General features: G+C 48.0%; 22 protein-coding genes. 10 read left to right on the forward strand and 12 right to left on the reverse strand.

What is annotated here, in order from left to right; genetic code table 11:
- Positions 1–5 precede the first annotated feature (5 nt).
- Entirely contained in the window at positions 6–1,007 is a 1,002-nt protein-coding gene (locus tag BUQ91_RS05280; protein WP_074208413.1) for a calcium/sodium antiporter, read from the forward strand.
- 180 nt (positions 1,008–1,187) lie between these two features.
- Here BUQ91_RS05280 and BUQ91_RS05285 read toward each other — a convergent pair whose 3' ends face one another.
- The 3 genes from BUQ91_RS05285 to BUQ91_RS05295 are packed head-to-tail and all read right to left on the reverse strand — an operon-like array spanning position 1,188 to position 4,545.
- Positions 1,188–3,272, reverse strand: a complete 2,085-nt coding sequence (locus BUQ91_RS05285) for a hypothetical protein (RefSeq protein WP_254842253.1) — start codon at positions 3,270–3,272, stop codon at positions 1,188–1,190.
- Positions 3,272–4,144 carry a PHP domain-containing protein gene (locus tag BUQ91_RS05290; protein ID WP_072828682.1) on the reverse strand — a complete coding sequence of 291 codons (873 nt, stop codon included), beginning with the start codon at positions 4,142–4,144 and terminating at the stop codon, positions 3,272–3,274. The genes BUQ91_RS05285 and BUQ91_RS05290 overlap by 1 nt, the downstream gene beginning before the upstream one ends.
- 2 nt (positions 4,145–4,146) lie before the next feature.
- Complete coding sequence (locus tag BUQ91_RS05295) at positions 4,147–4,545, reverse strand: hypothetical protein (protein ID WP_254842254.1); 399 nt, start codon at positions 4,543–4,545, stop codon at positions 4,147–4,149.
- Between the two features lie 214 nt (positions 4,546–4,759).
- Between BUQ91_RS05295 and BUQ91_RS05300 the strand changes: the two genes are divergently transcribed.
- A complete protein-coding gene (locus BUQ91_RS05300) occupies positions 4,760–5,347 on the forward strand; it encodes a ribonuclease H1 domain-containing protein (RefSeq protein WP_074208415.1) in 588 nt (195 codons plus the stop codon).
- Positions 5,348–5,462: 115 nt separating this feature from the next.
- Here the strand turns inward: BUQ91_RS05300 and BUQ91_RS05305 are convergent, their stop codons facing one another.
- Both BUQ91_RS05305 and BUQ91_RS05310 read right to left on the reverse strand, forming a co-directional pair.
- Positions 5,463–6,485, reverse strand: coding sequence for an agmatine deiminase family protein (locus BUQ91_RS05305; protein WP_074208416.1), 1,023 nt, complete (start codon positions 6,483–6,485; stop codon positions 5,463–5,465).
- 116 nt (positions 6,486–6,601) lie between these two features.
- On the reverse strand, positions 6,602–7,465 hold the full coding sequence (locus BUQ91_RS05310) for a carbon-nitrogen hydrolase (protein ID WP_074208417.1): 864 nt from the start codon (positions 7,463–7,465) through the stop codon (positions 6,602–6,604).
- 159 nt (positions 7,466–7,624) lie between these two features.
- On the opposite strand from BUQ91_RS05310, the gene BUQ91_RS05315 reads away from it, so the two are divergent.
- Both BUQ91_RS05315 and prfB read left to right on the forward strand, forming a co-directional pair.
- Positions 7,625–8,632, forward strand: coding sequence for a peptidylprolyl isomerase (locus BUQ91_RS05315; protein ID WP_072828668.1), 1,008 nt, complete (start codon positions 7,625–7,627; stop codon positions 8,630–8,632).
- Positions 8,633–8,779: 147 nt separating this feature from the next.
- A protein-coding gene (prfB, locus tag BUQ91_RS05320; RefSeq protein WP_139255919.1) for a peptide chain release factor 2 occupies positions 8,780–9,890 on the forward strand; the annotation gives its coding sequence in 2 pieces (ribosomal slippage) (positions 8,780–8,851 and positions 8,853–9,890; 1,110 coding nt in all).
- 235 nt (positions 9,891–10,125) lie between these two features.
- Here the strand turns inward: prfB and BUQ91_RS05325 are convergent.
- Positions 10,126–11,787, reverse strand: coding sequence for a diphosphate--fructose-6-phosphate 1-phosphotransferase (locus BUQ91_RS05325; protein WP_072828666.1), 1,662 nt, complete (start codon positions 11,785–11,787; stop codon positions 10,126–10,128).
- A 316-nt stretch (positions 11,788–12,103) separates the two neighbouring features.
- Here BUQ91_RS05325 and BUQ91_RS05330 point away from each other — a divergent pair, with 316 nt between their 5' ends.
- Positions 12,104–12,517 carry a Rossmann-fold NAD(P)-binding domain-containing protein gene (locus BUQ91_RS05330; RefSeq protein WP_072828663.1) on the forward strand — a complete coding sequence of 138 codons (414 nt, stop codon included), beginning with the start codon at positions 12,104–12,106 and terminating at the stop codon, positions 12,515–12,517.
- A gap of 50 nt (positions 12,518–12,567) precedes the next feature.
- On the opposite strand, the gene BUQ91_RS05335 is transcribed toward BUQ91_RS05330, so the two are convergent.
- The gene (locus BUQ91_RS05335) at positions 12,568–13,128 is read right to left on the reverse strand and encodes a methylated-DNA--[protein]-cysteine S-methyltransferase (protein ID WP_074208418.1); all 561 of its coding nucleotides are present in this window, start codon (positions 13,126–13,128) and stop codon (positions 12,568–12,570) included.
- 17 nt (positions 13,129–13,145) lie between these two features.
- A complete protein-coding gene (gene alr, locus BUQ91_RS05340) occupies positions 13,146–14,369 on the reverse strand; it encodes an alanine racemase (protein ID WP_074208419.1) in 1,224 nt (407 codons plus the stop codon).
- A gap of 576 nt (positions 14,370–14,945) precedes the next feature.
- Between alr and BUQ91_RS05345 the strand changes: the two genes are divergently transcribed.
- The 3 genes from BUQ91_RS05345 (at position 14,946) to BUQ91_RS05355 (ending at position 18,447) form a co-directional block, all read left to right on the forward strand.
- Positions 14,946–15,914, forward strand: coding sequence for an AgmX/PglI C-terminal domain-containing protein (locus BUQ91_RS05345; protein ID WP_074208420.1), 969 nt, complete (start codon positions 14,946–14,948; stop codon positions 15,912–15,914).
- Positions 15,915–16,016: 102 nt separating this feature from the next.
- Positions 16,017–17,132 (forward strand): aminopeptidase, encoded by a 1,116-nt coding sequence (locus BUQ91_RS05350; RefSeq protein ID WP_074208421.1) that lies wholly within the window; start codon positions 16,017–16,019, stop codon positions 17,130–17,132.
- 76 nt (positions 17,133–17,208) lie between these two features.
- Positions 17,209–18,447 carry a hypothetical protein gene (locus BUQ91_RS05355; RefSeq protein WP_074208422.1) on the forward strand — a complete coding sequence of 413 codons (1,239 nt, stop codon included), beginning with the start codon at positions 17,209–17,211 and terminating at the stop codon, positions 18,445–18,447.
- A 279-nt stretch (positions 18,448–18,726) separates the two neighbouring features.
- Here BUQ91_RS05355 and BUQ91_RS05360 read toward each other — a convergent pair whose 3' ends face one another.
- From BUQ91_RS05360 to BUQ91_RS05375, 4 genes are all read right to left on the reverse strand, one after another.
- A complete protein-coding gene (locus BUQ91_RS05360) occupies positions 18,727–19,716 on the reverse strand; it encodes an aspartate-semialdehyde dehydrogenase (RefSeq protein WP_074208423.1) in 990 nt (329 codons plus the stop codon).
- Positions 19,717–19,736: 20 nt separating this feature from the next.
- Positions 19,737–20,693 carry a hypothetical protein gene (locus BUQ91_RS05365; RefSeq protein WP_072828644.1) on the reverse strand — a complete coding sequence of 319 codons (957 nt, stop codon included), beginning with the start codon at positions 20,691–20,693 and terminating at the stop codon, positions 19,737–19,739.
- A 14-nt stretch (positions 20,694–20,707) separates the two neighbouring features.
- On the reverse strand, positions 20,708–21,187 hold the full coding sequence (locus tag BUQ91_RS05370; RefSeq protein ID WP_074208424.1) for a single-stranded DNA-binding protein: 480 nt from the start codon (positions 21,185–21,187) through the stop codon (positions 20,708–20,710).
- A 188-nt stretch (positions 21,188–21,375) separates the two neighbouring features.
- Positions 21,376–22,422 (reverse strand): glycoside hydrolase family 16 protein, encoded by a 1,047-nt coding sequence (locus BUQ91_RS05375; protein ID WP_074208425.1) that lies wholly within the window; start codon positions 22,420–22,422, stop codon positions 21,376–21,378.
- A gap of 235 nt (positions 22,423–22,657) precedes the next feature.
- Between BUQ91_RS05375 and BUQ91_RS05380 the strand changes: the two genes are divergently transcribed.
- Positions 22,658–23,239: a flavodoxin family protein gene (locus BUQ91_RS05380; protein ID WP_072828640.1), complete on the forward strand. Its 582-nt coding sequence runs from the start codon at positions 22,658–22,660 to the stop codon at positions 23,237–23,239.
- Between the two features lie 215 nt (positions 23,240–23,454).
- A complete protein-coding gene (bioA, locus tag BUQ91_RS05385) occupies positions 23,455–24,765 on the forward strand; it encodes an adenosylmethionine--8-amino-7-oxononanoate transaminase (protein ID WP_074208426.1) in 1,311 nt (436 codons plus the stop codon).
- Positions 24,766–24,769: the final 4 nt, after the last annotated feature.

Here is a 24,769-nt window from a genome sequence, read left to right on the forward strand (position 1 = left end):
AAAACATGATTCTTTCTATTGTGGCCATTGTCGTAGGCCTTATTCTCCTGGTCTGGAGTGCAGACCGGTTTGTTGATGGGGCTGTCGGCGTGGCCCAATTTTTTGGCATGAGCACATTCCTTATCGGAATGTTGATTGTGGGGTTTGGAACATCCGCACCGGAGATGGTCGTTTCCGTTTTGTCGGCATTGAACAACACTCCGCAACTTGCTCTTGGAAACGCTTACGGTTCCAACATTGCAAATATCGCACTAATCCTTGGCGTCACAGCGTTGATTATTCCTGTCGTCGTCAAGAAAGAGGCGATGACTCGAGATATCCCAATACTCATCGCGGTGACGGCGCTAACCATTTTGTTACTGAAGGATGGAAACGTTTCGCTTATCGATGGTGCCATCCTTTTAATTGTATTTGCAGGCATCACCGCCTTTAACATTTTTACGGAACTACACGCCAAGCATAAGCGTAAAAAAGATGAACCTATTGAGGCCCCGGCAGAGAAAGTTTCAATAGTCAAATCTTTAGCGTTGTTGCTCGTTGGACTTGTACTTTTGATAGTAAGTTCAAGAATGTTAGTGTGGGGAGCCATAAACGTTGCTCAAGCTCTTGGCGTAAGCGATTTGCTGATTGGGCTTACGATTGTTGCAGTGGGAACATCCCTCCCTGAACTTGCAAGTTCAATTGCTGCAGCACGCAAAGGCGAGAATGACCTTGCCGTTGGAAATGTCATTGGTTCGAATTTGTTCAACACGCTTGTCGTAGTCGGTATCGCCGCAGTCATTACTCCGATTAAGGCTATGGATGCAGACGTTTTGAGCCGTGATTTACCGATTATGTCGGCACTCACGCTTTTGCTTGCCCTGATTTGCTTCCCGTTTTTTAAGAGCAAACGCGCAAAAGCAGCGCGCAAGACGAATGAACAGTTCGGCTTTGGACGAATTGGTGGAGCGCTATTCTTGAGCTTGTATGTCGCGTATCTTGTGTTGCTCGGAATCCAGACTGTTTAATCGTTAAACGTCATTCTGGAGGCACGGAGTGCCGATAGAAACCATTATTTCTTGTATATACGTTTGGAACGAAGAATCCTGTCGTTTCTTGATTTGCATAAGCTAGATTTGACTGGATCCTTCCGCCGTTGGCGTCAGGATGACGAAAGCGTTTAATTCCTAACTCCGAATTCCGTATTCCTAATTGCCAAAAGTCCAGACGATGCCGTAAGCGAAGCGGAGACCTTCAGGCGTGTAGCCGGATTCAGGCGCGTAAATGCTGTGGTTGAAGTTCTCGATGCGGTTATACAGTTCAAACGAGAGAATCTGCATACGCGCTTCGAAATCCATCGCTAGATATTTCTTGAGAGAGACGAGCTCCGGCTCGCCTTTTTCGTTAATGGTGCAGTCATAGCGATTGTTAAACCACTGGAAATCGACACGGACACTCACGCCAAGCCTATCCCTGACAAATCGATTCTGCCAATGGATGCTGCCCTTATAATAAAGGGACGGTGTATCAATAAGTCTTGTTCGCGTGATTTTTTGACCGCGTTCAAAGTAGAACTTCCAGTTACCAAGGCGGAAGCCCACTTGCATTAACCAGTCAAGCGTATGTGCATGGTCCAAATTTTCGTAGCGGAATGCAGACTCAACGGAATCCGCAACTTTGGCATACGTTGTATCTCTCGTTTCCATTGTTTCGTAGTTCACGATATACGTTGAAGTTTCATACGTAGAGTCCAAACCTCCGTTCACAGCCCACCTGGGTTTAATCAAGTTATTGGCATGTTCGTAGCGGAGCCCAAGTCCATAAAAGACATCACGTTTTTTCCAAGAAATAGTCGCTGTTGCGCGGTCGCGAACTTCATATTTCAGATTTTCATTCGGGAAAGCGACACGGCCTGTTTCGGTAAGCCTGAGTTGTGTTACATCGGGGAACTTGTTATCGTGGCGGTACGATGCGTTCAGCAAAAGATCGTGGGGGAGGAGATATGTTCCGTCAAGTGAAAAAGCAGGTGCAAATTCTACCGTATCTAAAACAGAACTGTTGCGCTGCATGCCTGCCTGTGCGCGGAAAAGAACCTTTCCGAAAAGCGTATCCGAAACTTCGGCATAGCCTATTTCGCGGTCCTGATAGTACGTCTGTTTAATCTCATCATTGCCCGTTTCATCGGTATTTACAAATTCATATTCAAAACGGAGCCTCGGGTTCAAGAACATGTTGTAGCGAATATCGAAGTTTCCGAGAATCGTTTCAAAATTGCGAACTTTACTCGTGTCAAAATAAGTCGTATTGACGGTGCGCAGTCCAGTTTCGCTATAAGTCGTATCTAATCGCTTCGTAATCTTCGGAAGATTGCGCATTTCGATTTCGTGATTGCCGTAATGAAATTCGGTACCAAGAGTCAAGTTCTTGATGGGGTAGAATTCAACACCGCCACCATAAGTGCGAGTTTCGATAATGATTCTGTAAGGGTCTGTTTGGAAATTTCGTACAGTCGGATCGAGCGTATCGAGCAAAACCTTATGTGTCGAATTGTCTGCATTGTCGAGACTTAAATAATTTATCTTAACAAACGCCTTGCCGTAACCGAAACGCCATGTAACAATCGGCTGAAGGTGCATGCTGTTCATTGCAATGTTTCGACCGCCAAACGGAATTTGCGTAGAGTCACGCCCCAAAGCAAAGTACGGAGAATGAGTCACCGGCTGGTACTCGTAGGATTTAGAAAGCAAATTCGAATGGCTTGATACGCCAAGGTCAAGCGTAACCGAATCCGTAATAAGGCGGCGGAATTCAAGGCGAAGGGCGTTGCCTTCAAATGCACTACGTTCCCAATTAACATCGGTAATAGGCGTATCGACAGGAATGCCATGGCGTTCTTCAAAGAGAATTCCATTTTCGCCATTGAGCGCAAGCGTCGATGCATCGTAGCTTAAACGGGTTGTGTAAATACCAGCAAGCTTGCTCGGATAGCGCTTGCTGAGCGTTCCTATACCAAGAGACCTTGCCGGGAGTTCCGGACTGCCAAGGATGGACGTCCCCAGCACCCATTCGGATTTTTGCCCCGAAACGTCGTATGTTCGTTGCATGACTTCACGCAGTGGGATTACCCAACGAGCGGCATCAGTTTCCCTGGGAGCCGGATCGGGAGCGTTTACCGTTTCAAAAACGGAATCTTGCGGGGTCGGAAGAACACTCTTCTTTGCATGGATAACATCAGCAAAAACGCTTGAAACAAGCGCTGACAAAACAGCAATTAAAAAAATTCCGCGATTCATTAGAACCATTCTGCACGCGATTTTTCGCGCCTTTCTCGAAGTGCCTGTACAACGGTGTATGGCATTTTCATGCAACCAGGGGGATAGGTTCCGCTTTCTGTATGGAAATCAGAACCGCCTGTACCCACAAGTCCAAACTTTTGGGCCATCTCTTTGTATTTACGGCCAACAGCACCTTTCTGTGCGGGGCTGTAGACTTCCATGCCCTGAATTCCCCATTCCACCATATTTTCGATGAACTGGTCACTGAGCCCCGACTTGTACGGGTGGGCGAGTACGGCAATGCCGCCAGCATTTTCGATCAAGCGAATCGTTTCTTGTGGGTTAAGTCCCTTCTTTTCGACGAATGCAATGCAGCCATCCCCAAGGTATTTCGTGAATGCTTCGGAGAAGTTCGAAATGTATTCCTCATCGACTAGAGACATGGCAATATGCGGACGACCGATGATTTTACCTTTGCAATAAGAATGGACTTTTTCGAACGTGATGCCGATGCCTAGCGCGTTCAGCTTCTTGATAATCGCTTTTACACGGGCAATACGCTGCTTCGCGAAATCCTCAAGTTCCATGTTCAGGGCGAGGTTCGTCGGGTCGCAGAAGTATCCCAAAATATGGATGTCCTTGCCCTGCCATACCGCAGAAATTTCAATTCCCGGAATGATTTCGAGCCCAATTTCCTTGGCGGGTTCTTCGGCAAGTTTATAGCTATCGAGGTTATCGTGATCCGTGATGGAAATACAGCGAAGTCCTTTGCGCTTGCAAAGCATCAACAGTTCGTCGACCGAGAGAGTCCCGTCCGAAAGCTTGGTATGCATGTGCAAGTCGGCATAGCCGCCATTTTCAGTGATGATTGTCGAAAACATCTTTTGCATGGCTAGTCCTCGTTATCCTTTGAAAAATAGCGAGCCATCATCCTTGCAGGCGAAATTGTCTTGAGCGTACGCAAACTGATGTTTAAGAATGGATATTCACGAATGCAATCGAATCCAACGCGAAGATTAGCACCACTTACTAAAGCGAGGTATAAAAATTGCGGTTTGTAAGGACCTAAATAGACACAAGCATGGGGAGCAAAAGTCTTTATTTGATATTCGAGTTTTTCAAAAATAGACTCCCCATAACGGCAACCTTTATCGGTATAGTAAGAGGCAATAGCTTTTTTCTTTGCTAAAAGGATTTCTAAATCGCCGTGGGCAATAAACAAAATGGATTGGAAACTTACTTCAGGAAGTTCGTCCAAAATGACCTTTGCGATTTTTTTATCCTCTGGCATAAAGAACACTGTTTTTTCGTGTTCTTGCAACGACTTTGGAAACGAAAATGCCTTTGTATTCTTGACTGGCCCCGCCTTACGCAAAAACCAACGATACAGTAATGGCTTACAAAGAAAGCGCATTGCGAAATATCGTTTGCCGTCGGCAAAGTACTGCGAAGAAAACAAAGAGGCTCCTATTTTTTATTTCGAAAAAAATATATAAATTTGCGCCATGCCTAAACAGAAGTTCTATGCAATAAAAAGCGAAAATGAAAAGAAAATCGTAACCACGTGGACCGAATGTGAAAAACTGACCCACGGGGTTAAAGGTGTTTTGTTCAAATCCTTCGGTTCCCGCGAGGAAGCTCTGGCTTGGCTCGACGGAATGGATGCCCCAGCGCCCGATGGGATTCGTGTATTTGTCGATGGTTCTTTTTCGCCTGGTTTTGGACCTGCCGGTTGGGCATTTGTTGTAACTGAAGACGACAAGGAACTTGCTCGTGGCTCGGGAATTACTGCATTTGATGCAGAAAGCCGCAATATCGATGGGGAAGTGATGGCTTCGTTCCAGGCCATGAAATGGCTAGACGCTCACGACATGAACGGCGTCATTTGTCATGACTACGAAGGTATTGCACGCTGGGCAAAAGGTGAATGGCAAGCCAAGAGCAACATCGCCCAATTGTACGTAAAAGCGGCCAAGCCGTACTTGCACCGCATTCAGTTTGAAAAGGTCGCCGCCCATACCGGCGTCAAATGGAATGAACTTGTAGATAAACTTGCAAAAGAAGCAATCGCAAAAGCAAGGAAGGGTAAATAGGTTATAGGTTTTAGGGGATAGGTCTTAGCATAAGTATCATGCACTTCGTGCATCAAAATAAGGGAGGCGAAGCCTCGTTTTTCTTCCTAAAAACCTAATACCTAAAGCCTAATCCCTAATCTGCTTCGTGCTTGCTCATGCAGTGGAGGCTGCCGCCTTCTTCAATCACAGTGCGGCAATCAATGCCTATCACCTTGCGATCCGAGTACACGCTCTCGAAATACTTCTTAGCCTTAGCATCGTTCGGGCACTTGTATTTCGGGAAGATAAGTCCACCGTTCACGTAGATGTAGTTCATGTACGATGCCGGAAGAATCTGGCCGTCATCAAGCACGCGCTGCGGCGGGAGCGGGAGCGTATCGACCTTGGCGCTCTCGTAGTGGCTCTTGAGCCAACTTTCGATGAACTGCTTGGCTTCAGTCAAAATCGCATAGTTGGGGGAGCGCTTGTTGTCCGTCATGCACATGACGACTCGGTCTTTTTCGACAAAGCGAGCAACGTTATCGATGTGGCCGTCCGTATGGTCTCCATGCAATCCGTGCGGGAGCACGAGCAATTCCTTGAGGCCGAAGGCCTTGCAAAGAGATTTCACGACCTTTTTCAAGTCCTTTTCGTCATTGCGGTTCTTGCCGACCAAGCAATCTTCGGTCGTGATACCAAGACCGTCACCGTTGACTTCTATAGCGCCGCCTTCAAAGATGAACGGGACGCTTTCGTTGAGTGGGAGTTTTTGCTTTTCGGCAATCTTCTGCGGAATGGCGTTGTCGAGTCCCCATGGCGGGAACTTGGCGCCCCATGCGTTAAATTGCGTTTCGGTGACAACCTTTTTGTCACCCTTCTTCATAAAGAACGGACCGTAGTCGCGAATCCAGATGTCGTTCGTCTTGATGACGATAAAATTCACTGGGAACGGGCGATTAGCAAGAGCCGCCTTTTCTTCGTCGGTCAAGAAGTTCTTGGCGGGGAGCAACAAGTTCACCGGCTGGAATTCCGTGATGTTACGGATAAGTTCTACGTAGAACTTGCGGATATTGATGCCGCGTTCACCATACCAGTTCGTCTTGTTATGCGGGAAAGCAAGCCATGTGGCGCTCTGCTTTTCCCATTCCGCCGGGTAACGAATTGAATTTTTCGTCATGGAAAAAATCCTTTATATTAAATCTTTGGTCAATAGTCATTAGTCAATGGTCCTTAGTCTTATAATTGCAGCTTTGCTGCCTTTTTTACTAATAGCTAATGACTAACGGCTAACAACTAATCAGCCCAAATCTTCAAAATGTCCTTGTACAAGTCCACGCGTCTGTCGCGGAAATGCGGCCACCAGCGGCGATTTTCTTCGGTTTCGGCAAGGTCGAGTTCGACATAGCTTGCACCCAAGAATTCCGGATTGCACTTTTGCAAGATGTATCCGTCCGGAGCAGCGACAAAGCTTGTGCCCCAGAACGTGAGATGTCCTTCAACGCCCGAGCGGTTTGCAGCAATCACGAACGTGCGGTTTGCAATGGCGTGGCCGCGCATGACCGTCATCCAGCTATCTTGCTGACGCGGGTAGATTTCCTTCGGCTCAGAATCCATCCAACCAATAGCGGTCGGATAAATAAGCACATCAGCACCCTTCAAACTCATGATACGAGCTGCTTCGGGGAACCACTGGTCCCAGCAAATGAGCACGCCCAAAGTACCTGCGCTTGTCTTAATCGGTTCAAATCCGGTGTCGCCCGGAATAAAGTAATACTTTTCGTAAAAGGCCGGATCATCGGGAATGTGGCTCTTGCGGTAAAGCCCTGCAATGCTTCCGTCGCGTTCGAACACGAATGCCGAATTGTGATAGATGCCGCGAGCACGTTTTTCGAAGAACGGGAACACGACAACAGCGTTCAGTTCCTTGGCAATTTCTTGCCATTCTGCGACAATCGGGTGATCCTTTTCGATAGCAAGGTCAAAAAAGTCCGCGTTTTCCTCGAACGGGAAATACGGAGTGTGGAACAGCTCCGGAAGAACTAAAAGATCGATATCTTTACCCTTGAGCTTGAGAGCTTCGTCCTTATACCACTTATTGTTGGAATCAAAGTCCCCAGTCCATTTACCTTGCAATGTATATACTTTTATCTTTTTCATGTAAAACAATTTAGAAAAAACAAGCCCTATCTGCAATTTTTTGTAAGAACATTGTTTTGTTTGCGTAAAATCACATTGATGATACGCTCGCGCGTTGTAAGTTTTCTATATTAACCCTTGAATTTTAAAACCCTTGAATTTTTTATAAAAGGATAAATAATGTCTCTTAAACTTATTTCTCGTGGTGCTGCAGCCGTGCTCCTTACTGCCGGCATTGCCTCTGCTCAGTTGGTGAATTCTAAGAGTCTCGACGTTATTCGCGTCGAAAAGACTGGTATTTCTGGTGGTAAGATCGATAGCCTTGCAACCATGCTCGGTCAGCAGCAGGCTCCGGGTCAGAAGTTGACCGACGAAATGATGACTCAACTTCGCTATGCAGTTGTCGACAATCTCGTGGGTCAGGAACTCATCAAGCTCGAAGCCAAGAAGATGGGTATTAAGGTCGCTCCGGCTAGAGTCGACAGCTTGACCAACCTCTTCAAGAAGCAGTTCCCGAGCGAAGACGCTTTCCAGAAAGAACTCAAGAAGTCTAACACGACGATGAAGCAGTTCAAGGAAAAGATTGAAGACCAGCTCAAGAGCGAAGAAATCCTCGTTAAGAAGGTTCCGTACCCGAAGGATCCGACCGAAAAGGATCTCGAAGCATTCTGGCAACTCAACAAGTCCAAGGTTGCTATCAACGATACGATTAGCGGAGCTCGCATCTTTATCTCTACCAAGGGTAAGAGCGCTCAGGAAATCAACGACGCTAAGGACATGTTGAAGGGTCTTGCAGCACAGGTTCGCTCCAAGAAGGCAACATTTGCTCAGCTCGCTGCTATCTATAGCGATGACAAGGAAGCCAAGAAGACCGGTGGTATCATGAACAAGTTTATCGCCAAGTCCAAGGGCGCAAACTTCGCCAAGGCAGTCGGCAAGATCAAGGTTGGTGAAATTTCTGAAGTCATCACCGACAATGACGGCGTTTCTATCTTCATGCTTACCGAAAAGAACGACGGTAAGTTCGAAAGCTACAGACACCAGATTGACTACATCCTCCGCGTGCAGGCTGAACAGGAACGCCAGGCTAAGCTCAAGGCTTACCTCGACGAACTTGGCAAGACCTACAAGGTGCAGTACCTCGACAAGAAGTACGAACCGCCTCAGGCAATCGGCGCTGCTAAGTAATAGCACGAATTGTTTGTACGTGTCATTCTGAGCGAAGCGTAGCGAAGTCGAAGAATCCAGAGGCTTTTTGGATCCTTCGATTTCGAACCTACGGTTCAGCACTCAGGATGACATTTCTTTTTTAATTAGCTGATATTAGAGGTTTATATGGCATTCAATACAACTCACACCGGGCTTATCGAATTGCGTGCACGCATTGATAAACTCTGGGGGTATCTTTGACTTAGAAGCAAAGACCGAAGAACTCTACGTCCTTGAAAAGGATTCCAGCGACCCGAACCTGTGGAACGACCAGGATAAGGCGCAAGCAATGATGAAAAAGATTGGGAACCTCAAGGGGCTTATTGACTCCTGGAAAGAAGTTTCCCAGACATGCGACGACCTCGCTGAACTTTACGAAATGAGCAAGGACGAGGAATCAGCCGACCTCACCGCGACACTTGAATCCGACATTGCAGACCTCAAGTCTAGAGTCGAAGCGATGGAATTCAAGAAGATGTTGAATGGTCCGGACGATGCCTGCGCATGCCTCATGTCTATCCATCCGGGTGCTGGCGGCACGGAATCCCAGGACTGGGCCTTGATGCTTTTCCGCATGTACACGCATTTCTTTGAACGCGAAAACATGGACTTCAAGGTGGTGGATTTCCAGGAAGCAGAAGATGCAGGCCTCAAGAGTGCAACGATTGAAGTCACTTGCGAAAACGCATACGGATTACTTCGTTCTGAAATTGGTGTCCATCGCTTGGTGCGCATCAGCCCGTTCGATGCCAATGCTCGCCGCCATACAAGCTTTACGGCCGTTTATCTGTACCCCGAACACGAAGACGTGGAATTCGACCTCGACATGTCCGAAGTGCGCGTGGACACGTACCGCAGTAGTGGTGCCGGTGGTCAGTACATCAACAAGACGGATTCCGCAGTGCGTATGACCCACTTGCCGACAGGCATCATGGCGAGCTGCCAGACGGAACGTAGCCAGATTCAGAACCGTGAAACCTGCTATAAAATGCTCAAGACCATGGTCGCTGAACACTATCGCTTGGAAGAAGAAGCAAAGCGCGATGCACGCATGGCCGAGAAGAAGAAGGTTGAATGGGGTAGCCAGATCCGTAGCTACGTGTTGCAGCCGTACCAGATGGTAAAGGACTTGCGCACTGGCGTAGAAACATCGGATACCGCAGGCGTGCTCGATGGAAAAATCAAACCGTTCATCGACGCTTATCTGCTAAGCACAAGCGAGGCGAATAAGGGGTAACTCCTCGCATTCGTCATCCTGACCCTATAAGGGGAAATATCCAGTTAAATTGATTAAAGTGGCGGGCTTTGCCCGCCATTTTTGCAAGATTGTCATGCCCGCCACTGAGCGCGGTCATCATCCTTGAAATAAAAAAGAGAAGCTCTGTAGAGCTTCTCTTTTTTTGCGTTATGCAAATTGGCGCTCCCGGTGGTTCGGCTGGCTCACCAACCTTAGTCCGGGATGACAGCCTAAATTACATTGCACCGCGTTCGAGCTTGATCGTGAAGTTCGTGATGTCGCAAACTTCGCTCGGACCCCAGTACTGGATCGGACCCGGGTAGGTGTAGGATTCAGTCTTAGCCCATTCGTCGCGGCGAGCGGCGAAGTACTTGAACGGAGCGCTCATCGGGCCTTCGAGTTCAACGAGAGCCTTACGGATAACCGGCTTGTCGGCACCGTGACGGCGTTCGATGTTCATCATCATGGTGATCGGAAGGCCGCCAGCGACCCAGTTTTCGATACCCTTAGTGACGTTGCGGACAGAGCTCATGTAGCCGTTCATGCCATTGAGGGCGAGAACAGAGGCTGCAAAGCCGAGGCTGTAGCAGTAGTCAGCGTCGAAGTTGGACGGAGCTGCGCAACGGCCTTCGTAACCGAAGAAGTGGTTGAGAGCAGAGAACTTGCCCTTGAAGTCACCACGGTTCTTGAGTTCCTTCTTGACCATTTCGATGATGAGCTTTTCAGTTTCGATGAGGGAAACCTGAACGTTGCCATGGCTGTCGCGTTCGAGCATGAGCTGGGCCTGGATGCCAGCCGGGAGGCTCTTGAGGACTTCAGCGGATTCAGCGCTGACCCATGCGCAGAGCTTTTCGACCTTAGCAGCCGTGTCGAGACCTTCGACTTCAGCTTCGTGGTGGGCGAGGGCTTCAGAAAGTTCAGAGATAAGGACGCCAACGTCCGGGATGAATTCGAGGAGGCCTTCCGGAATGAGGGCGACACCGAAGTTCTTGCCCTGAGCTGCACGAGCGTAAACAACGTCAGCAACCTGGTTGATCACGTCCTTGAGCTTCATCTGCTTTGCCTTGACTTCTTCAGAGATAAGGCAGATGTTCGGGTGGGTCTGGAGAGCGGCTTCGAGAGCGATATGGGAAGCAGAGCGGCCCATGAGCTTGATGAAGTGCCAGTACTTCTGAGCGGAGTTAGCATCGCGCATGATGTTGCCGATGAGTTCAGAGTAGGTCTTCACAGCGGTGTCGAAACCGAAGGAGGTTTCGATGAATTCGTTCTTCAAGTCACCGTCGATGGTCTTCGGGCAACCGCAAACGCAAGTCTTGACGCCTTTGGACTGGAAGTATTCACCGAGAACAGCAGCGTTCGTGTTGGAGTCGTCACCACCGATGATAACGATAGCGTCGAGGTCGAGCTTGTTAGCAACAGCGATGCACTTGTTGAACTGTTCTTCAGTTTCGAGCTTAGTACGGCCAGACTGGATCATGTCGAAGCCACCGGCGTTGCGGTAGGCGTCCATCTTGGCGTCGTCAATTTCAATGTACTTGCCGTTTTCGAGACCGCTCGGACCGCCGAGGAAACCGAAAAGGACGGAATCCTTGGAAACGGACTTGATGCCGTCGTAGATACCAGCGATAACGTTATGTCCACCCGGAGCCTGGCCACCAGAGAGAACCACGCCCATACGGAGAGCCTTGCCAGCCTTGGCTTCGGCTGCTTCGAACTGAACAACCGGAAGACCGTAGGTGTTCGGGAAGAGTTCCTTGATCTTGGCCTGGTCGCTAACGGATTCGGTAGCTGCACCCTTGTTAATCTTCACGCTCAGGGCACCATTCTTGAGGGAGACCGGGAGCTTCGGCTGATAGGCCTGACGGGCCTTGGTCAGTACAGAGAGATTTTCGGACATTGTTTATTCCTTTTGTTAATCCCGCAAAAAAGCGGGTTTTTGGTTAAAATCCGGCGTAAATATAGAAAATTAGACGAGAGGCTTGTGGCAAAAAACTAAAGAAAACACGTCATTCTGAGCGGAGCCCACATGGGCGGAGTCGAAGAATCCAAAGAAATTCCTTTACAAAATGTGATAAAAGTCAAATTTCTGTATATTTTTTTTAACTCTTTATTCCAAATTAGAGTAAATTTTACTATATATGCGTCGCGTAACAAAAAAGTAATAACCAATTACTATTCTTGTTACAAAATAAATAAAATAAGAAGGTGAGTGTATGAATGTTTTAATTTGGGGATCAGATACCATTTTGGGTCATGGGCTGTTGTCCACGCTAAAGGATATCAAAGATGGAGTTTTCAACGCCATCGGAAATATCGAAATTGGGGAAATTTTTGCATGCGACGCCGAATCTGACAAGGAAGTCATCGACGAGGCTTGCGCCAACGCGGACTTCGTATTCAATTTATCCTATGGATTTAAATCTGACAAGCTCATTGAAGGTTTGAACGTTCATAACAATACTTGCCCGGTGCTCTTGAGCCATTCCGTAGGAGACAAAAGTCTTTTCCGCGAATACGCGCAAAACAACAACGTACCTATTCTTGAGTGGGCACCGAATTACGACATGGAACTTTTGAGTATCGAAGCTCAGGTCTATGACATGCTCGGCGCACTGCAATGCGCATAAATTAGACGAAAGAATTTATAAAGATGGCGGCCTTTGAGCCGCCTATTTTGTTATTCCAGCATTAGCTCATTTGGTAAGGCACCCTCCATGCAGAGGAGCCTTCTTTTTAGGCCGACGCCAAGCGCATAACCGCTCAGACGACCGCGACTATCAATCACGCGGTGGCAGGGGATGACGACTTGAATCAGATTATTGTGCAGAACATTTCCGACAGCGCGAACTGCTCGTGGATGATTTACGGCTTGTGCAACTTGTTTGTAAGTCCAAGTTTTGCCGTAAGGAATTTGTCGTGTGACCTCAAGAACTTTTTTCTGGAAGTCGGTGCCGTAGATTTTTATGGGTATAGAAAACTCGCAGATCTTGCCTGCGAGGTACAAATTAAGTTCGTTCACGGCTTTGCGGTAGGCGCTACGAACGCGGTTGCTTATTTGCAACTCCGAATCAGGGCCTGCATACGCACATGCCTGCACGTTGCTCGGAGTTGCTTTTACTTCGTCTGAATTTTCCCGAAATTTTAGGCCACAAAGATTTGATCCTTCAAAGACAAAGGTCCATTCGCCCCAGACGTTCCGGTGGCTTATCTTTGTGAATTTCGGGTCATCAAACTTCATACCATGCGGTATTTCTCCTAGCGCAAGGGGTATTCCTTGTATTCTTGTACACCGAATTCTTCCTTGAGGTAATCCCAACGTACAAGGCGGTTCTTCCAGTAGTACTTGCGGTACAAGCGACGAGCCACACGGCTTGTTAGTTCGTACGGAATCGTGTGATGCTCATCGGCAACGCATTCCATCGAGATGCGGAAGTCAAGTTCACCATTGACAACATCAACAGTTTCACCAACTTGCACATCAGGAATGTGGCTTACGTCGACCATCGTCGCATCCATGCAAACGCGTCCGAGAATCGGGCAGAGCTGTCCGCGGATAAAGACGAATCCCTTGTTGTATTCGCCACGGAGGTAACCGTCGCCGTAACCGATTGCGATGGTCGCAATGCGTGTAAGCTGTTGGGCAGCCCAGTAACCACCGTAGCTCACCGTTTCGCCAGGCTTCACGTCGTGCACGTGGCGGATGGTAGATTTAATCTTCATGACAGGCTTGATGGGCCATGGGGAAGGAGCTGCACCCATGCAGTTGTAGCCATAAAGCGCTAGGCCCGGACGAACCATGTCGAAGTGGCTTTCGGGGTGCGTGAGCGTGCCTGCAGAACTGGAGCAATGGCAAATTTCCGGGCGAAGTCCTTCTGCTTCAAGAACGTCAACAAGGCGAGAGAATCGCTGGATTTGCACTTCGGTCTTGGGATTCCCCGGCATGTCAGCCGTAGCAAGATGCGTGAACATTCCCTCGAACTTGAGGTGCTTGAGAGAAAGCGCCGCGCGGATGTTATTAAAGTCTTCGGCATCAAAACCGTAACGGTTCATGCCCGTGTCAATGGCGAGATGAGCCTTGCAGGTCGTTCCCGTTTCGCCAAGGAACTGGTCGAAAGCCATTGCAGTGCGGATGTCGGTAATAGCAGCCGTGAGCTGGAATTCGACAAAGTAAGCAAAGTCTGCAGGAGTGCATGGGCCAAGTACGAGAATCGGCAAGTCCATGCCGTACTGGCGGAGTAGCATGCCTTCGCTGATGTGGGCTACACCAAGGTAGTCGGCACCGCCGAATTTAGCGGCAAAAGAGCAGGCGAGGCTTCCGTGGCCATAAGAGTCGGCCTTGACAGGTAGTAAAATCTTAGTCGAAGCCGGAATTTGGCTTCTGATAAACTTGATATTTTCACAAAGGGCGTCTAAATTGATCTCAATCCAGTTCGGGCGCGCGATTTTATTTAAGTCAGGAGGATTAGATAAAAGTTTCATGGTAACAATAATATAGTCAAGTTTTAAGAAAATGGCTGAAGCACCCCTTAAAAAAGGCCATACTCAATCCAAATTGGAATAAATTATACTGGGCTAAGTTTTGTAAAAAACAAAGCGTGTGAAAAAAATCAAAATCGCGTGCAAGCCCAATAACCACGCGCAAAGCCTTATTTTATCTGAGTTTACAATTCATCGTATGAAATTTTCTTTACTATTTTACGCTGTTTTCTTGAATTTTTTATTGGTACTTTATGGGTGTGATAAGGGTTTGGGTTGTTTCTTACTTTTAATCAATTAAAATAAAGTAAGTGGTTTTATACAAAGTAATTTCCCTTATTTTGTGACACCGACTATTCTGACATTGATGTACAACAACGTGATAAATGCGCAATAAAGTTGCGTATTGAAAACACGTAAGCGTTTCGCGTAACAGTTCGATTAAAGGGCTTGCCTTAAAAGTCCTGTTACGAAATGTTGCCATTCGGCAAATTAAATGCTCCGCTCACGGGGTAGTTGCTTTGCTGATACCAAAAAAACATAAACATCCAATTTCCTTGAGAAAGGGAGGATAAAATCATGAAAACGACAAATAAAAAACAAGACGCGTTCATCGCATCCTTGATGCCAGATTCCGACAAGAAGATGGTGCGCATTGCAAGTGCATCGCTGATTGTCGCGTTAGCTCTTGGCTTTTGGGCAACTACGTATGAACGTATAATCGATGACGTTATCTTTGATACGACACCGAGAGTAGATATGGACGTATCCGTGAAACTCAATCCAATTAAGGAGGAAAAAAAGCAGGAACCAAAACCAAAGACACAAACAAATCGCAGATCTAAAGATGATTCCAATAAAAAAATGGGAAAGAAAGAAGATGCTGGAGGCGGGAAGCCCAAAGGTCCGGGAGATCCCAAGGCCGCATTGAATCGAGGAGTCCTTAAGGAACTTGCTATACGAACGAATAAAGCAGGCCTCCAGGCCTATGATTTGATGAATCAAAAGTTCGCTAGCGATGTCAACAAGGTACTTACTCATGTAAACGTCTTGATGAAATCTGGAACAACAAGGATAGGCAATCGACGTGGCACAGTGAACACCGAATTTAACCCCGGCATTGCCGCAGGTGGATCTGGTGGAATCAAAGATGGTCTCGGAGGTCTTTTCAGCGGATCTGGAACCCGTTTTGCACCATCCGGTTTAAAAGGCAATATTACTACGCCTAAACCAAACCAAATCGACATGGGTGCTGGTGGCGGATCTCGCTCGGCATCCGATATCATGAAAGTCGTGCGTCAGCGTACTCCTGGACTTCGCCATATTTACAATAAGCACTTGAAGAAGAAACCAGGATTCCAAGGCAAGGTCACATTGAAGTTCACGATTGCACCGGGTGGCGAAATCATCAGCATGGCTGTGGTGGGGTCAACGACGGGATATCCTGAATTCGATAATGAAGTCAAAAAAGCCGTGAGTGGTTGGACGTTCGGCAAGGTTAAATCGGGAAATACAACAGTGACGATTCCATTTACCTTTACGGAGTAATGAAATGGTTATTGGAGTAGAATAAAGACGAATAGATTTTTAAATTTAAGTCGGTGATTCCTGTCACCGACTTTCGGTGATTTTAATTTATGGGAAAAAATTATGAAAGATCCTCGCATTACGCAACTTGCAGAAAACTTAATCAACAACGCCATTGCACTTAAGGCTGGCGAAAACATTCTAATCGAAACGACCGACACACCGGACGAACTTTCGACCGAACTTATCAAGGCTGTCGCTAAGGTTGGCGGCAATGCTTTTGTCCACAACTATAACAGCCGCGTACGTCGTGAAGTCATCCGCTCGGCTTCCGAAGAACAGATGAAACTTTCTGCCGAGCTTGCAATGAACGAAATGAAGCAGATGCAGGCTTATCTTTCTATCCGCGCAATGAACAACGCAATGGAAAATTGCGATATCGATGACAAGAAAATGTTCGCTTACAGAACCATCACGCAAGATGTTTTGAACTACCGCGTGAACAATACGCGTTGGTGCGTACTCCGCTGGCCGAACCCATCAATGGCGCAGGGCGCAAAGATGAGCACGGAAGCTTTCGAAGACTTTTACTTCAAAGCTTGCCTTGCGGATTATCCGAAGATGCAGCGCGCCGCACAAGCTTTAGTAGACCTCATGAACAAAACGGACAAGGTACGTCTTGTGGCTCAAGATACCGACATCACATTCAGCATCAAGGATATCCCGGCAGTACCATGCTGCGGCAACATGAATATCCCGGATGGCGAAGTCTACACGGCACCGGTGCAGGGGAGTATCGAAGGCGTTATCCACTACAACACGCCGACACTTTACGAAGGCAAGCACTTCAGCAACATCCGCCTCGTCTTCAAGCAAGGCAAGATTGTCGAAGCCACCTGCGAAACGGGCGACAACAAGAGCCTGAACGCCATCTTCGATACAGACGAGGGAGCTCGTTACGTGGGCGAGTTTGCTATTGGTTTTAATCCGTTTGTGCGCGCTCCGATGTGCGACATTTTGTTCGACGAAAAGATTGCAGGCTCCATCCACTTTACTCCGGGAATGAGCTACGAAGATGCCCCGAACGGAAACAAGTCTGCCATCCATTGGGATTTGGTACTTATCATGCGTCCGGAATACGGCGGTGGCGAAATTTGGTTCGACGACAAGCTCATCCGCAAGGACGGACTTTTTGTGGTCGATGAACTTAAGTGCTTGAATCCGGAGAATTTAGGTTAAGTCGTATATGTGTGATTAAAAAGATTAATTATATTTTTGTCACACAATTCAAAAAATCTTATTACAAGGAAAGACTATGAATTTTAAAACGATGTTTGGCATTGGTCTAGTCGGCTTCGGTCTCGCCTTTGCTCAAGACGGATCTTTCGATTCTACACCTGCAGCTCAGTCCATGAGCGAACAGCAGCTCCAGCAACAGGAAGAACAGGCAGCCGCTTCTGAAAGCCTGACAGCTCCAGTACCGTTTGTCGCTCCGGAAATTCCGAAGGAATCCAAGCGTTCTTCTTTTAACGCTATTCTGCACGGCAAGTCCTACAACAGAAACAGCAACATGGCTGCCGCAAACAACACGGACTTGTTGCTCAAGTACCCGAACTTGTTTGCCAACCGCAAGTTCTTCTACATTGAACCGACCAACAAGCTCGGCATTGTTTCTCTCGGTTCTTTCTTCACAGCTTTCGATATTTCTAAAGCTCCGTATGATGACACCCAGTTGGGCCGCCTCACACTCGGTTATGCCGTTCCGGGCTTTGGTTTCTATATCAGAGCCGGCCTTGGCCGTGAAAGAGTCAGCAATGATGCCGGTGTTGTCAGCAAGACCTATGGTGGTGATGACTGGGCTGCAGCAATTGCCAAGAGCTTCTTGGGCATGAACGTTGCCGCTGATGTCGACTGGCTCACAACAAAGACTCAGACCCATGCTGACCCGGATCTCGGTGCAGAAACAGAAGACCGTTTTGACAGTCTCACGATTAACTTGAGTTTGACAAACGCTCCGACAGCAAAGAACTTCACCTGGACACTTGGTGCAAGATTTGTCAGCTTCAACAACGAAACAGAAGTTGATGGCGAAGTCCAGAAACCGGGTGATCCGGCATCTTACTGGGACATCGCTCCGTACATCCGCGGTGGTCTTTCTGTTCTTGAAAACGAAAATGCCCGCGTCCTCATTGGCGCAGCTGCAATCGTTTCTTACAGAAACTACGATGATCCGCTGGAACTCTACACCCTTACCGCTGTTCTCCAGCCGAGCATGCTTGGTGAAGTGTTCGTAGGCGAAGAAAAGAACTTAATGTTCTACGGTGAAGTCGGTTATGACTGGGTTGCATTCCAGTACATGAAGAACACCGATACGGACACGAACCGCATGATGGACGTGATGGATGCAGTTAACGCTTCTATCGGTTTCCGTTATCAGTACAAGGATTTCCTTGCTGTTGAAATGGGCCTTGGTCAAAAGCTCTTCACGGGCATTGGCAACTTCTTCCAGGCCGATGGCACGTTCATCGACTTCAGCGCAATGGTCCGCTTCTAATTGCTAGGATTGTCATTCCCGCCTTGAGCGGGAATCTCCACATAATTAAAACAAAGACGCCTCCCGAATGGGTGGCGTTATTTTTTTTGTTTAGAAATAACTGGATGGGGCAAGCCCCAACCTCTTTGGCTCGGTTATATCCATGCAAGCATGGCTGCAACTCTCGCCTTCTGAGGTTGTCTTCACATTGCTTTTGATGATAATGCAAAAAAAGAGTCTAGCGGAAGCTAGACTCTTTTTTAAAGCGAGCCCCAGCCTTTGGCTGGTGTGCAATCGCAATTAGAGGCGTTCTGCAATCTGGACAGCGTTGAGAGCAGCACCCTTGCGGATCTGGTCGCCAACAATCCAGATGTTCATGCCATTATCGCAAGCGAGGTCCTTGCGGATACGGCCAACGTAAACGTCGTCCGTGCCCATGAGGTTGAGCGGCATCGGGTAGACATTGTTTGCAACGTCATCGCAGAGCTGGAGGCCTTCGCCGTTCTTGATGGCGTTGCGGACTTCTTCGACAGAGAGTGCGCGTTCCGTTTCGAAGCTGATGGCTTCGGAATGGCAGCGGAGTGCGGAAACGCGGACGCAGGTTGCAGCGCAGCGGACGTCGCTGTGCATGATCTTGCGCGTTTCGTTGAACATCTTCATTTCTTCCTTCGTGTAGCCGTTGTCGGTGAACACGTCGATGTGCGGAATGAGGTTGTATGCGAGCTGGTGGGCGAACTTCTTCACGGTGACCGGCTTGCCTTCGACGATTTCCTGGTACTGCTGCTTGAGTTCGGCCATACCCGTTGCACCGGCACCGCTTGCGCTCTGGTAGGTAGCGACGTGGATGCGGGTAATCTTGCTCAAGTCATTGATTGGCTTCAAAGCGACAACCATCATGATGGTCGTGCAGTTCGGGTTAGCGATGATGCCCTTGTGGAGCTTGATGTCTTCCGGGTTCACTTCCGGGACAACGAGCGGGACGTTCGGGTCCATGCGGAAGAAGCTTGTGTTGTCGACGACGACAGCGCCTGCGTCAACAGCAATCGGAGCGAATTCCTTGGAAACGCTTGCGCCTGCAGAAGAGAGCACGAGGTCAACGTTCTTGAATGCGTCCTTGCAAGTCAATTCGACTTTGAGCTTTTCGCCCTTGAATTCATATTCACGGCCGACGCTGCGTTCGGAGGCGAGAAGCTTCAAGTTCTGAAGCGGAAAGTTACGTTGTTCAAGAATCTTGAGGAGTTCCTGACCTACTGCGCCAGTGGCGCCCATGATCGCTACGTTACGAATCATAGATTTAACCTTTGTTTTTCTTATTGTTGAGGTTGATTGTTCGTTTTTAAAATTTGAATGGTCTTGTTAAACTTGTCGATATGTCTTTTCGCTATCACCGTCAAGTCGCGGGCCTGCGTGTATTTTTTCGAAGCTTCCTCCGGATCTTCGAGGAGGCAATAGGAATACATAGCATGTGCGGCACTACGAATTGTTTCTGCAGCCTGAACCAGTTCAGTATGAGCTTCACGAGCTTCAAGCGGATGGAAAATTCCAATAGCCTTGCGGTTCAATGATGTAGCCTTATTATTGATTGCAAGCGCTTGCTGGCTACGCTTTTCGCGTTCCATTTCGGATGCATTAGGTTCCATCGGTTCGAACGAATTCACAGAATGAATGATATCGAACATCTTGTCGATAATGGATTCCGCCTTGTCTGCATAAGTATCAAGACGATCCATCACTTCAGGATTGATTTCAATATCATCATCGTCGGCATCCGAATGCCTGTTGACCTTTTGTGTGACAGCAGTATCATTCCTTTGATTCTTGTGTTCGTTGTACGCATTATCAAAAGACGAAATGTAATCCTCGTACTTTTTGTTATGCGTAACAAGTTCAGTCGGAGAATAAGATGATGTGAGAACCAAGGTCGGACGTTCAAAGCACGCCGTTCCGATACAGCCTGTCAGCATGCACATCGAGAAGAACAAGAACTGAGCACGGGTAGACCATTCTTCGGTTTGCACCATGCAAAGAATACTGAACAGAAAAAGCAAAAAGAACGACAGCAAAATACCACCTTCGACATTTTGGACGATGATGGTATTTTTCACGAAATAGAACAAGCAGTCTATTACAATCGTCAGAGTCGAAAGAATAGCTCCGACGACTTTCGTATTACGCCCAAAAGTCGTTGTCGTTGCGAATAGCGTTACAAACGATATTCCTAGCGGCAACACATAGATAAGCGTTAATTCTGCAATTCCCTGATTCATTCAGAAGTCTTGATTTAGAACGGAAGATCGACGTCTTCTTCGGCCATGCCAGCATCATAAGCAGGAGCGCTATTCTGCTGCATTCCGTTAAAGCTGTTCTGCTGGAAGCTGTTAGCCTGGCTAAAACCACCTGCACCGGGTGCGCCACCCTGGCCACGCGGTGTGAGGAGCTGGAAAGTGTCCATATTGATTTCAGTTACATAACGCTTCTGGCCACTAGTCTGGTCGGTCCAGCTACGGTTGGTGAGGGAACCTTCCACATAAAGGCTCATGCCCTTGCGAATGCCAAGCTGTTCAACGATATCTGCTATTTTGCCCCAGCCAATAATGTTGTGCCAATCAGTCTGTTCTTTCTGTTCGCCATTGTTATCGCGATAGCGGCGAGAAGTTGCAAGAGAAAAAGAAACACGCTTACGACCACCATTAGGATTGACACGAACTTCCGGATCCTTGCCAATATTACCGATGAGCATAACCTTATTCAAATAAGCCATATTATTATCCTATTTTAATTTTTTGAATTTTCGCAATCAAAAATACAAAAAGAATCTTGACAGTTTTATGTCAAAAAACAAAAAAAATGGCGAAATTCCATTCATTTTTGTGGATTTAACAAAAAACCATGTGGTATAAACCACATGGCCTTTGCGATAAAGAGAATTATAAAGAGAAACAGCCACAATTAGTATTCAAAGTTCACGCGATAACGCTTGTGTCCGTTCGGGGATACCTTAGCACCCTTAGCGTTCACGAGGCTGCGACGATCCTTGGAGACCGTAGGAGTGGTGCGGATTCCGTGAATGGCGTTCGTTGCGCTAGAAGAACTCGGCGGAACAACTTGGCTGCTAGAGGAAGCAACGCTGCTCGAAGAAACCGGTGCGCTAGAGGAACTTGCCGGAGTGCTGCTGGAAGATTTCGGAGCGGGTTCATCGTCTTTCGGAACTTGACCGTTGAAGCTTTCCTGACCTTTGCGGGTGAGGGCGAGAATCAACATGCCGTCTCTGGAATAAATATTCTTGTCGGTGAGGTCCACACGGTTGCCATCGAAAGTCCAGTCACCCTTGCCCCAGCGGGAGCCATCGAACGTGTCGAAATTGTCGGTCCAGTCGAGCGTAAAGTCGCTGCCGCCTTCGCCCTGGCCCGGAGTGTACTTGTAAACCTTCACCCAGTTGATGAACTGGAAAAGCGGAAGCTTGGATTCGTCGAATTGGCCTACCCAAGCCGCACTTTCAGACGACCAAAGGTTAAAACGGAGTCCCTGTGTTCCCGTGAGGTTGGAAACCTGGCCGCCTTCCGTCTTGCGGACTTCCTTGCCGTCGACAGTCCAACGGACGTAATTCGGAGTCCATTCGAGAGCGTAGGTGTGGAATGCCTGATCGGCGGCGGGGCTAACAGCATGGTGCTTTTCGCTTGTTATCTGAGAGCCAGCCTTACCGGTAATGATATTGGATTGGAAACTGCCCGGATTCTTGCCAAGAACTTCAATATCGACTTCAACCCACGGCCTTCCATCAGCGATTTCGGAACCGTTCTGGTAAAGGAACATAGAGCTCACGGTTCCAGAAGCAGCGGCCATTTTCATACGGGCTTCAAACTTACCGTATTGAACTTCCTCTAACGTGTAGAGTTCGGCTCCGCTAAAATCCTTTGCGCTAACATGGGTCGTAAGAGCAGCCGCGGCTGCTGCTACGGCGAGAGCGCTCTTGACTGCAGTTTTCTTAATATTCATTATTCCTCCAAAGAGAATTCAGTAAAAACATCCCATGCACTGACCAAATCATCCTATCTCACTGGTCAAAAAATAAGTTAGTTTAGATGTTCAACCAACGTTTCTAAATGATTTAATAAAGAAATTCGTATCAACCGTATCAGTTTTTATGTAAATACTTTTTTAGATAATACGTTATATTGTATTGAACATACAGCAATGATTATATTTTTTAGTGTCATAAACGGAGGTGCAAATGAAAGTTATCTTGTTTAACGGCAGCCGTCGCGAAAATGGCTGCACTTATACCGCACTCAACATTGTCGCCAATGAACTGAAGACCGCAGGGATTGAAACGAAAATCGTTTTTGTCGGTGGGCGAGTGCTCAATGGCGAAGTCAATGAAGTTGTTCATGAAGCCAAGGAACTTTTGGAATCGGCGGACGGCGTCGTTTACGGCTCTCCGGTTTATTATGCTTCTCCGAGTGGCGAAATGTTGATGTTCCTCGACCGCCTTTACGGTGTTGCCGAGGCAAATCTTTTGTTCAAGCCGGCTGCAAATGTGGTTTCGGCTCGCCGCGCAGGCACAACGGCTTCTCTTGATGTGCTCAACAAGTATCCGACTTACGCTCAGCAGCCTTTGGTAACTTCGCGCTACTGGAACATGGTTCACGGTTCAAAGCCAGAAGATGTGCTGAAAGATGAAGAAGGCGTGCAAATCATGAAGGAACTTGGCCGCAATATGGCGTGGCTCCTCAAGAGCATCGATGCAGGCAAGCAGGCTGGCGTGACACAGCCAAGCGCCAAGCAGAAAGTCTACACCAATTTCATTCGATAATTTTATCGGATTGATTTTTTCGAGATGCAGCCGAGATTTACAGTTCTTTTCCGAGATGTCGCGCTGATTCGAGATGCCGCTGGTGAATGCCGCGCGGCACGTTTAATTACGAGACGCCCCGCAGTTTCAAGATACCACGCAGTTTCGAGAAGTCGCGTGGGAGTGCCATTGGTAAATGCGCGTGACACGGCACAATTTTCTATATTGCGCTTCAAATGAATACGCTATTGAATTTCGACAGCGAGCATTTGTGGCACCCGTATGCTGCGCTGAAAAACACTCCCGCAAGATTCCTTGCAAAGTCGGCTCATGGAACGACGATTGAAACAGCCGACGGATTGAAACTGATTGATGCCGTATCGAGCTGGTGGTGCATGGCTCACGGGCATAACGCTCCTGAAATTGTTGAAGCGATTCGCAAGCAAAGCGAAAAGATGTGCCACGTGATGTTCGGCGGTTTTACGCACGAGCCTGCAATTGAACTGGGCGAAAAGTTGGTGAACTTCTTGCCCGAAGGCTTGAACAAGATTTTCTTTGCTGATTCAGGAAGCATCGCCGTGGAATGCGCCGCCAAGATGGCGGTGCAGTACCAGCATTCGCTCTCCCGCCCGGAGCGCTGTAAGTTGGTCGCCTTGAAGGGCGGCTACCACGGCGATACGGCAGGCGCAATGGCTTTGAGCGATCCAGACGGCATGCATGTGCTTTTCCGCGGAATCATGCCGCACCATTACTTTGCAGAACGCCCGAATTGCCGTTTTGATAGCGCTTGGGACGATAGCGATTTTGCATCGATGGAACGCGTTGTCGAAGAACATAAAGATGAAATTGCGGCGGTCATTTGCGAGCCAGTTTTCCAGGGCGGAAATGGCATGTGGCTTTACAATGCGGGTTACCTCAAGCGCCTCCGTGAACTTTGCGACCGCTATGGCATCTTGCTTATCTTGGATGAAATCGCTTCGGGATTTTACCGCACGGGCCCGCGATTTGCGATGATTCATGCTGGTATAAAGCCGGACATTATGTGCATCGGCAAGGCGCTTACGGGCGGTAGCATTACGATGGCGGCCTGCGTTGCTTCGGAGAAGGTCGCCGATACAATTACAAATAGCAAAATCCCTGCATTTATGCATGGCCCGACATACATGGCAAACCCGCTTGCGTGTGCGGCTGGGATTGCTTCGCTTTCGCTGTTTGAAAGTCGCGATTATGCATCAAGCGTGGCGCGTATTGAAAAGCGCTTGAAAGCGAATTTGGAACCGCTCCGTTCGCTCGAAAATGCAGCGGATGTACGTGTGCTTGGTGCAATTGGCGTTTTGGAACTCAAAGCAAAGCCGTCATCAGACGATATTTTGCGCGTAATTCGCGAAACTGGCGTGTGGTTACGTCCATTCTGCAATTACGTCTATACGATGCCACCGTTTATCACGAGCGATGCAGAAGTAGACCGCATTTGCGAAGCGATTAAGATGATTGGCGAATGCGAACCTGCGCCAATTGTGGATGGCGAAGACGAATTTCACGAATAAATAC

Source organism: Fibrobacter sp. UWB11 (genome assembly GCF_900143015.1).
In the GTDB taxonomy this organism is placed as follows: Bacteria; Fibrobacterota; Fibrobacteria; order Fibrobacterales; family Fibrobacteraceae; genus Fibrobacter.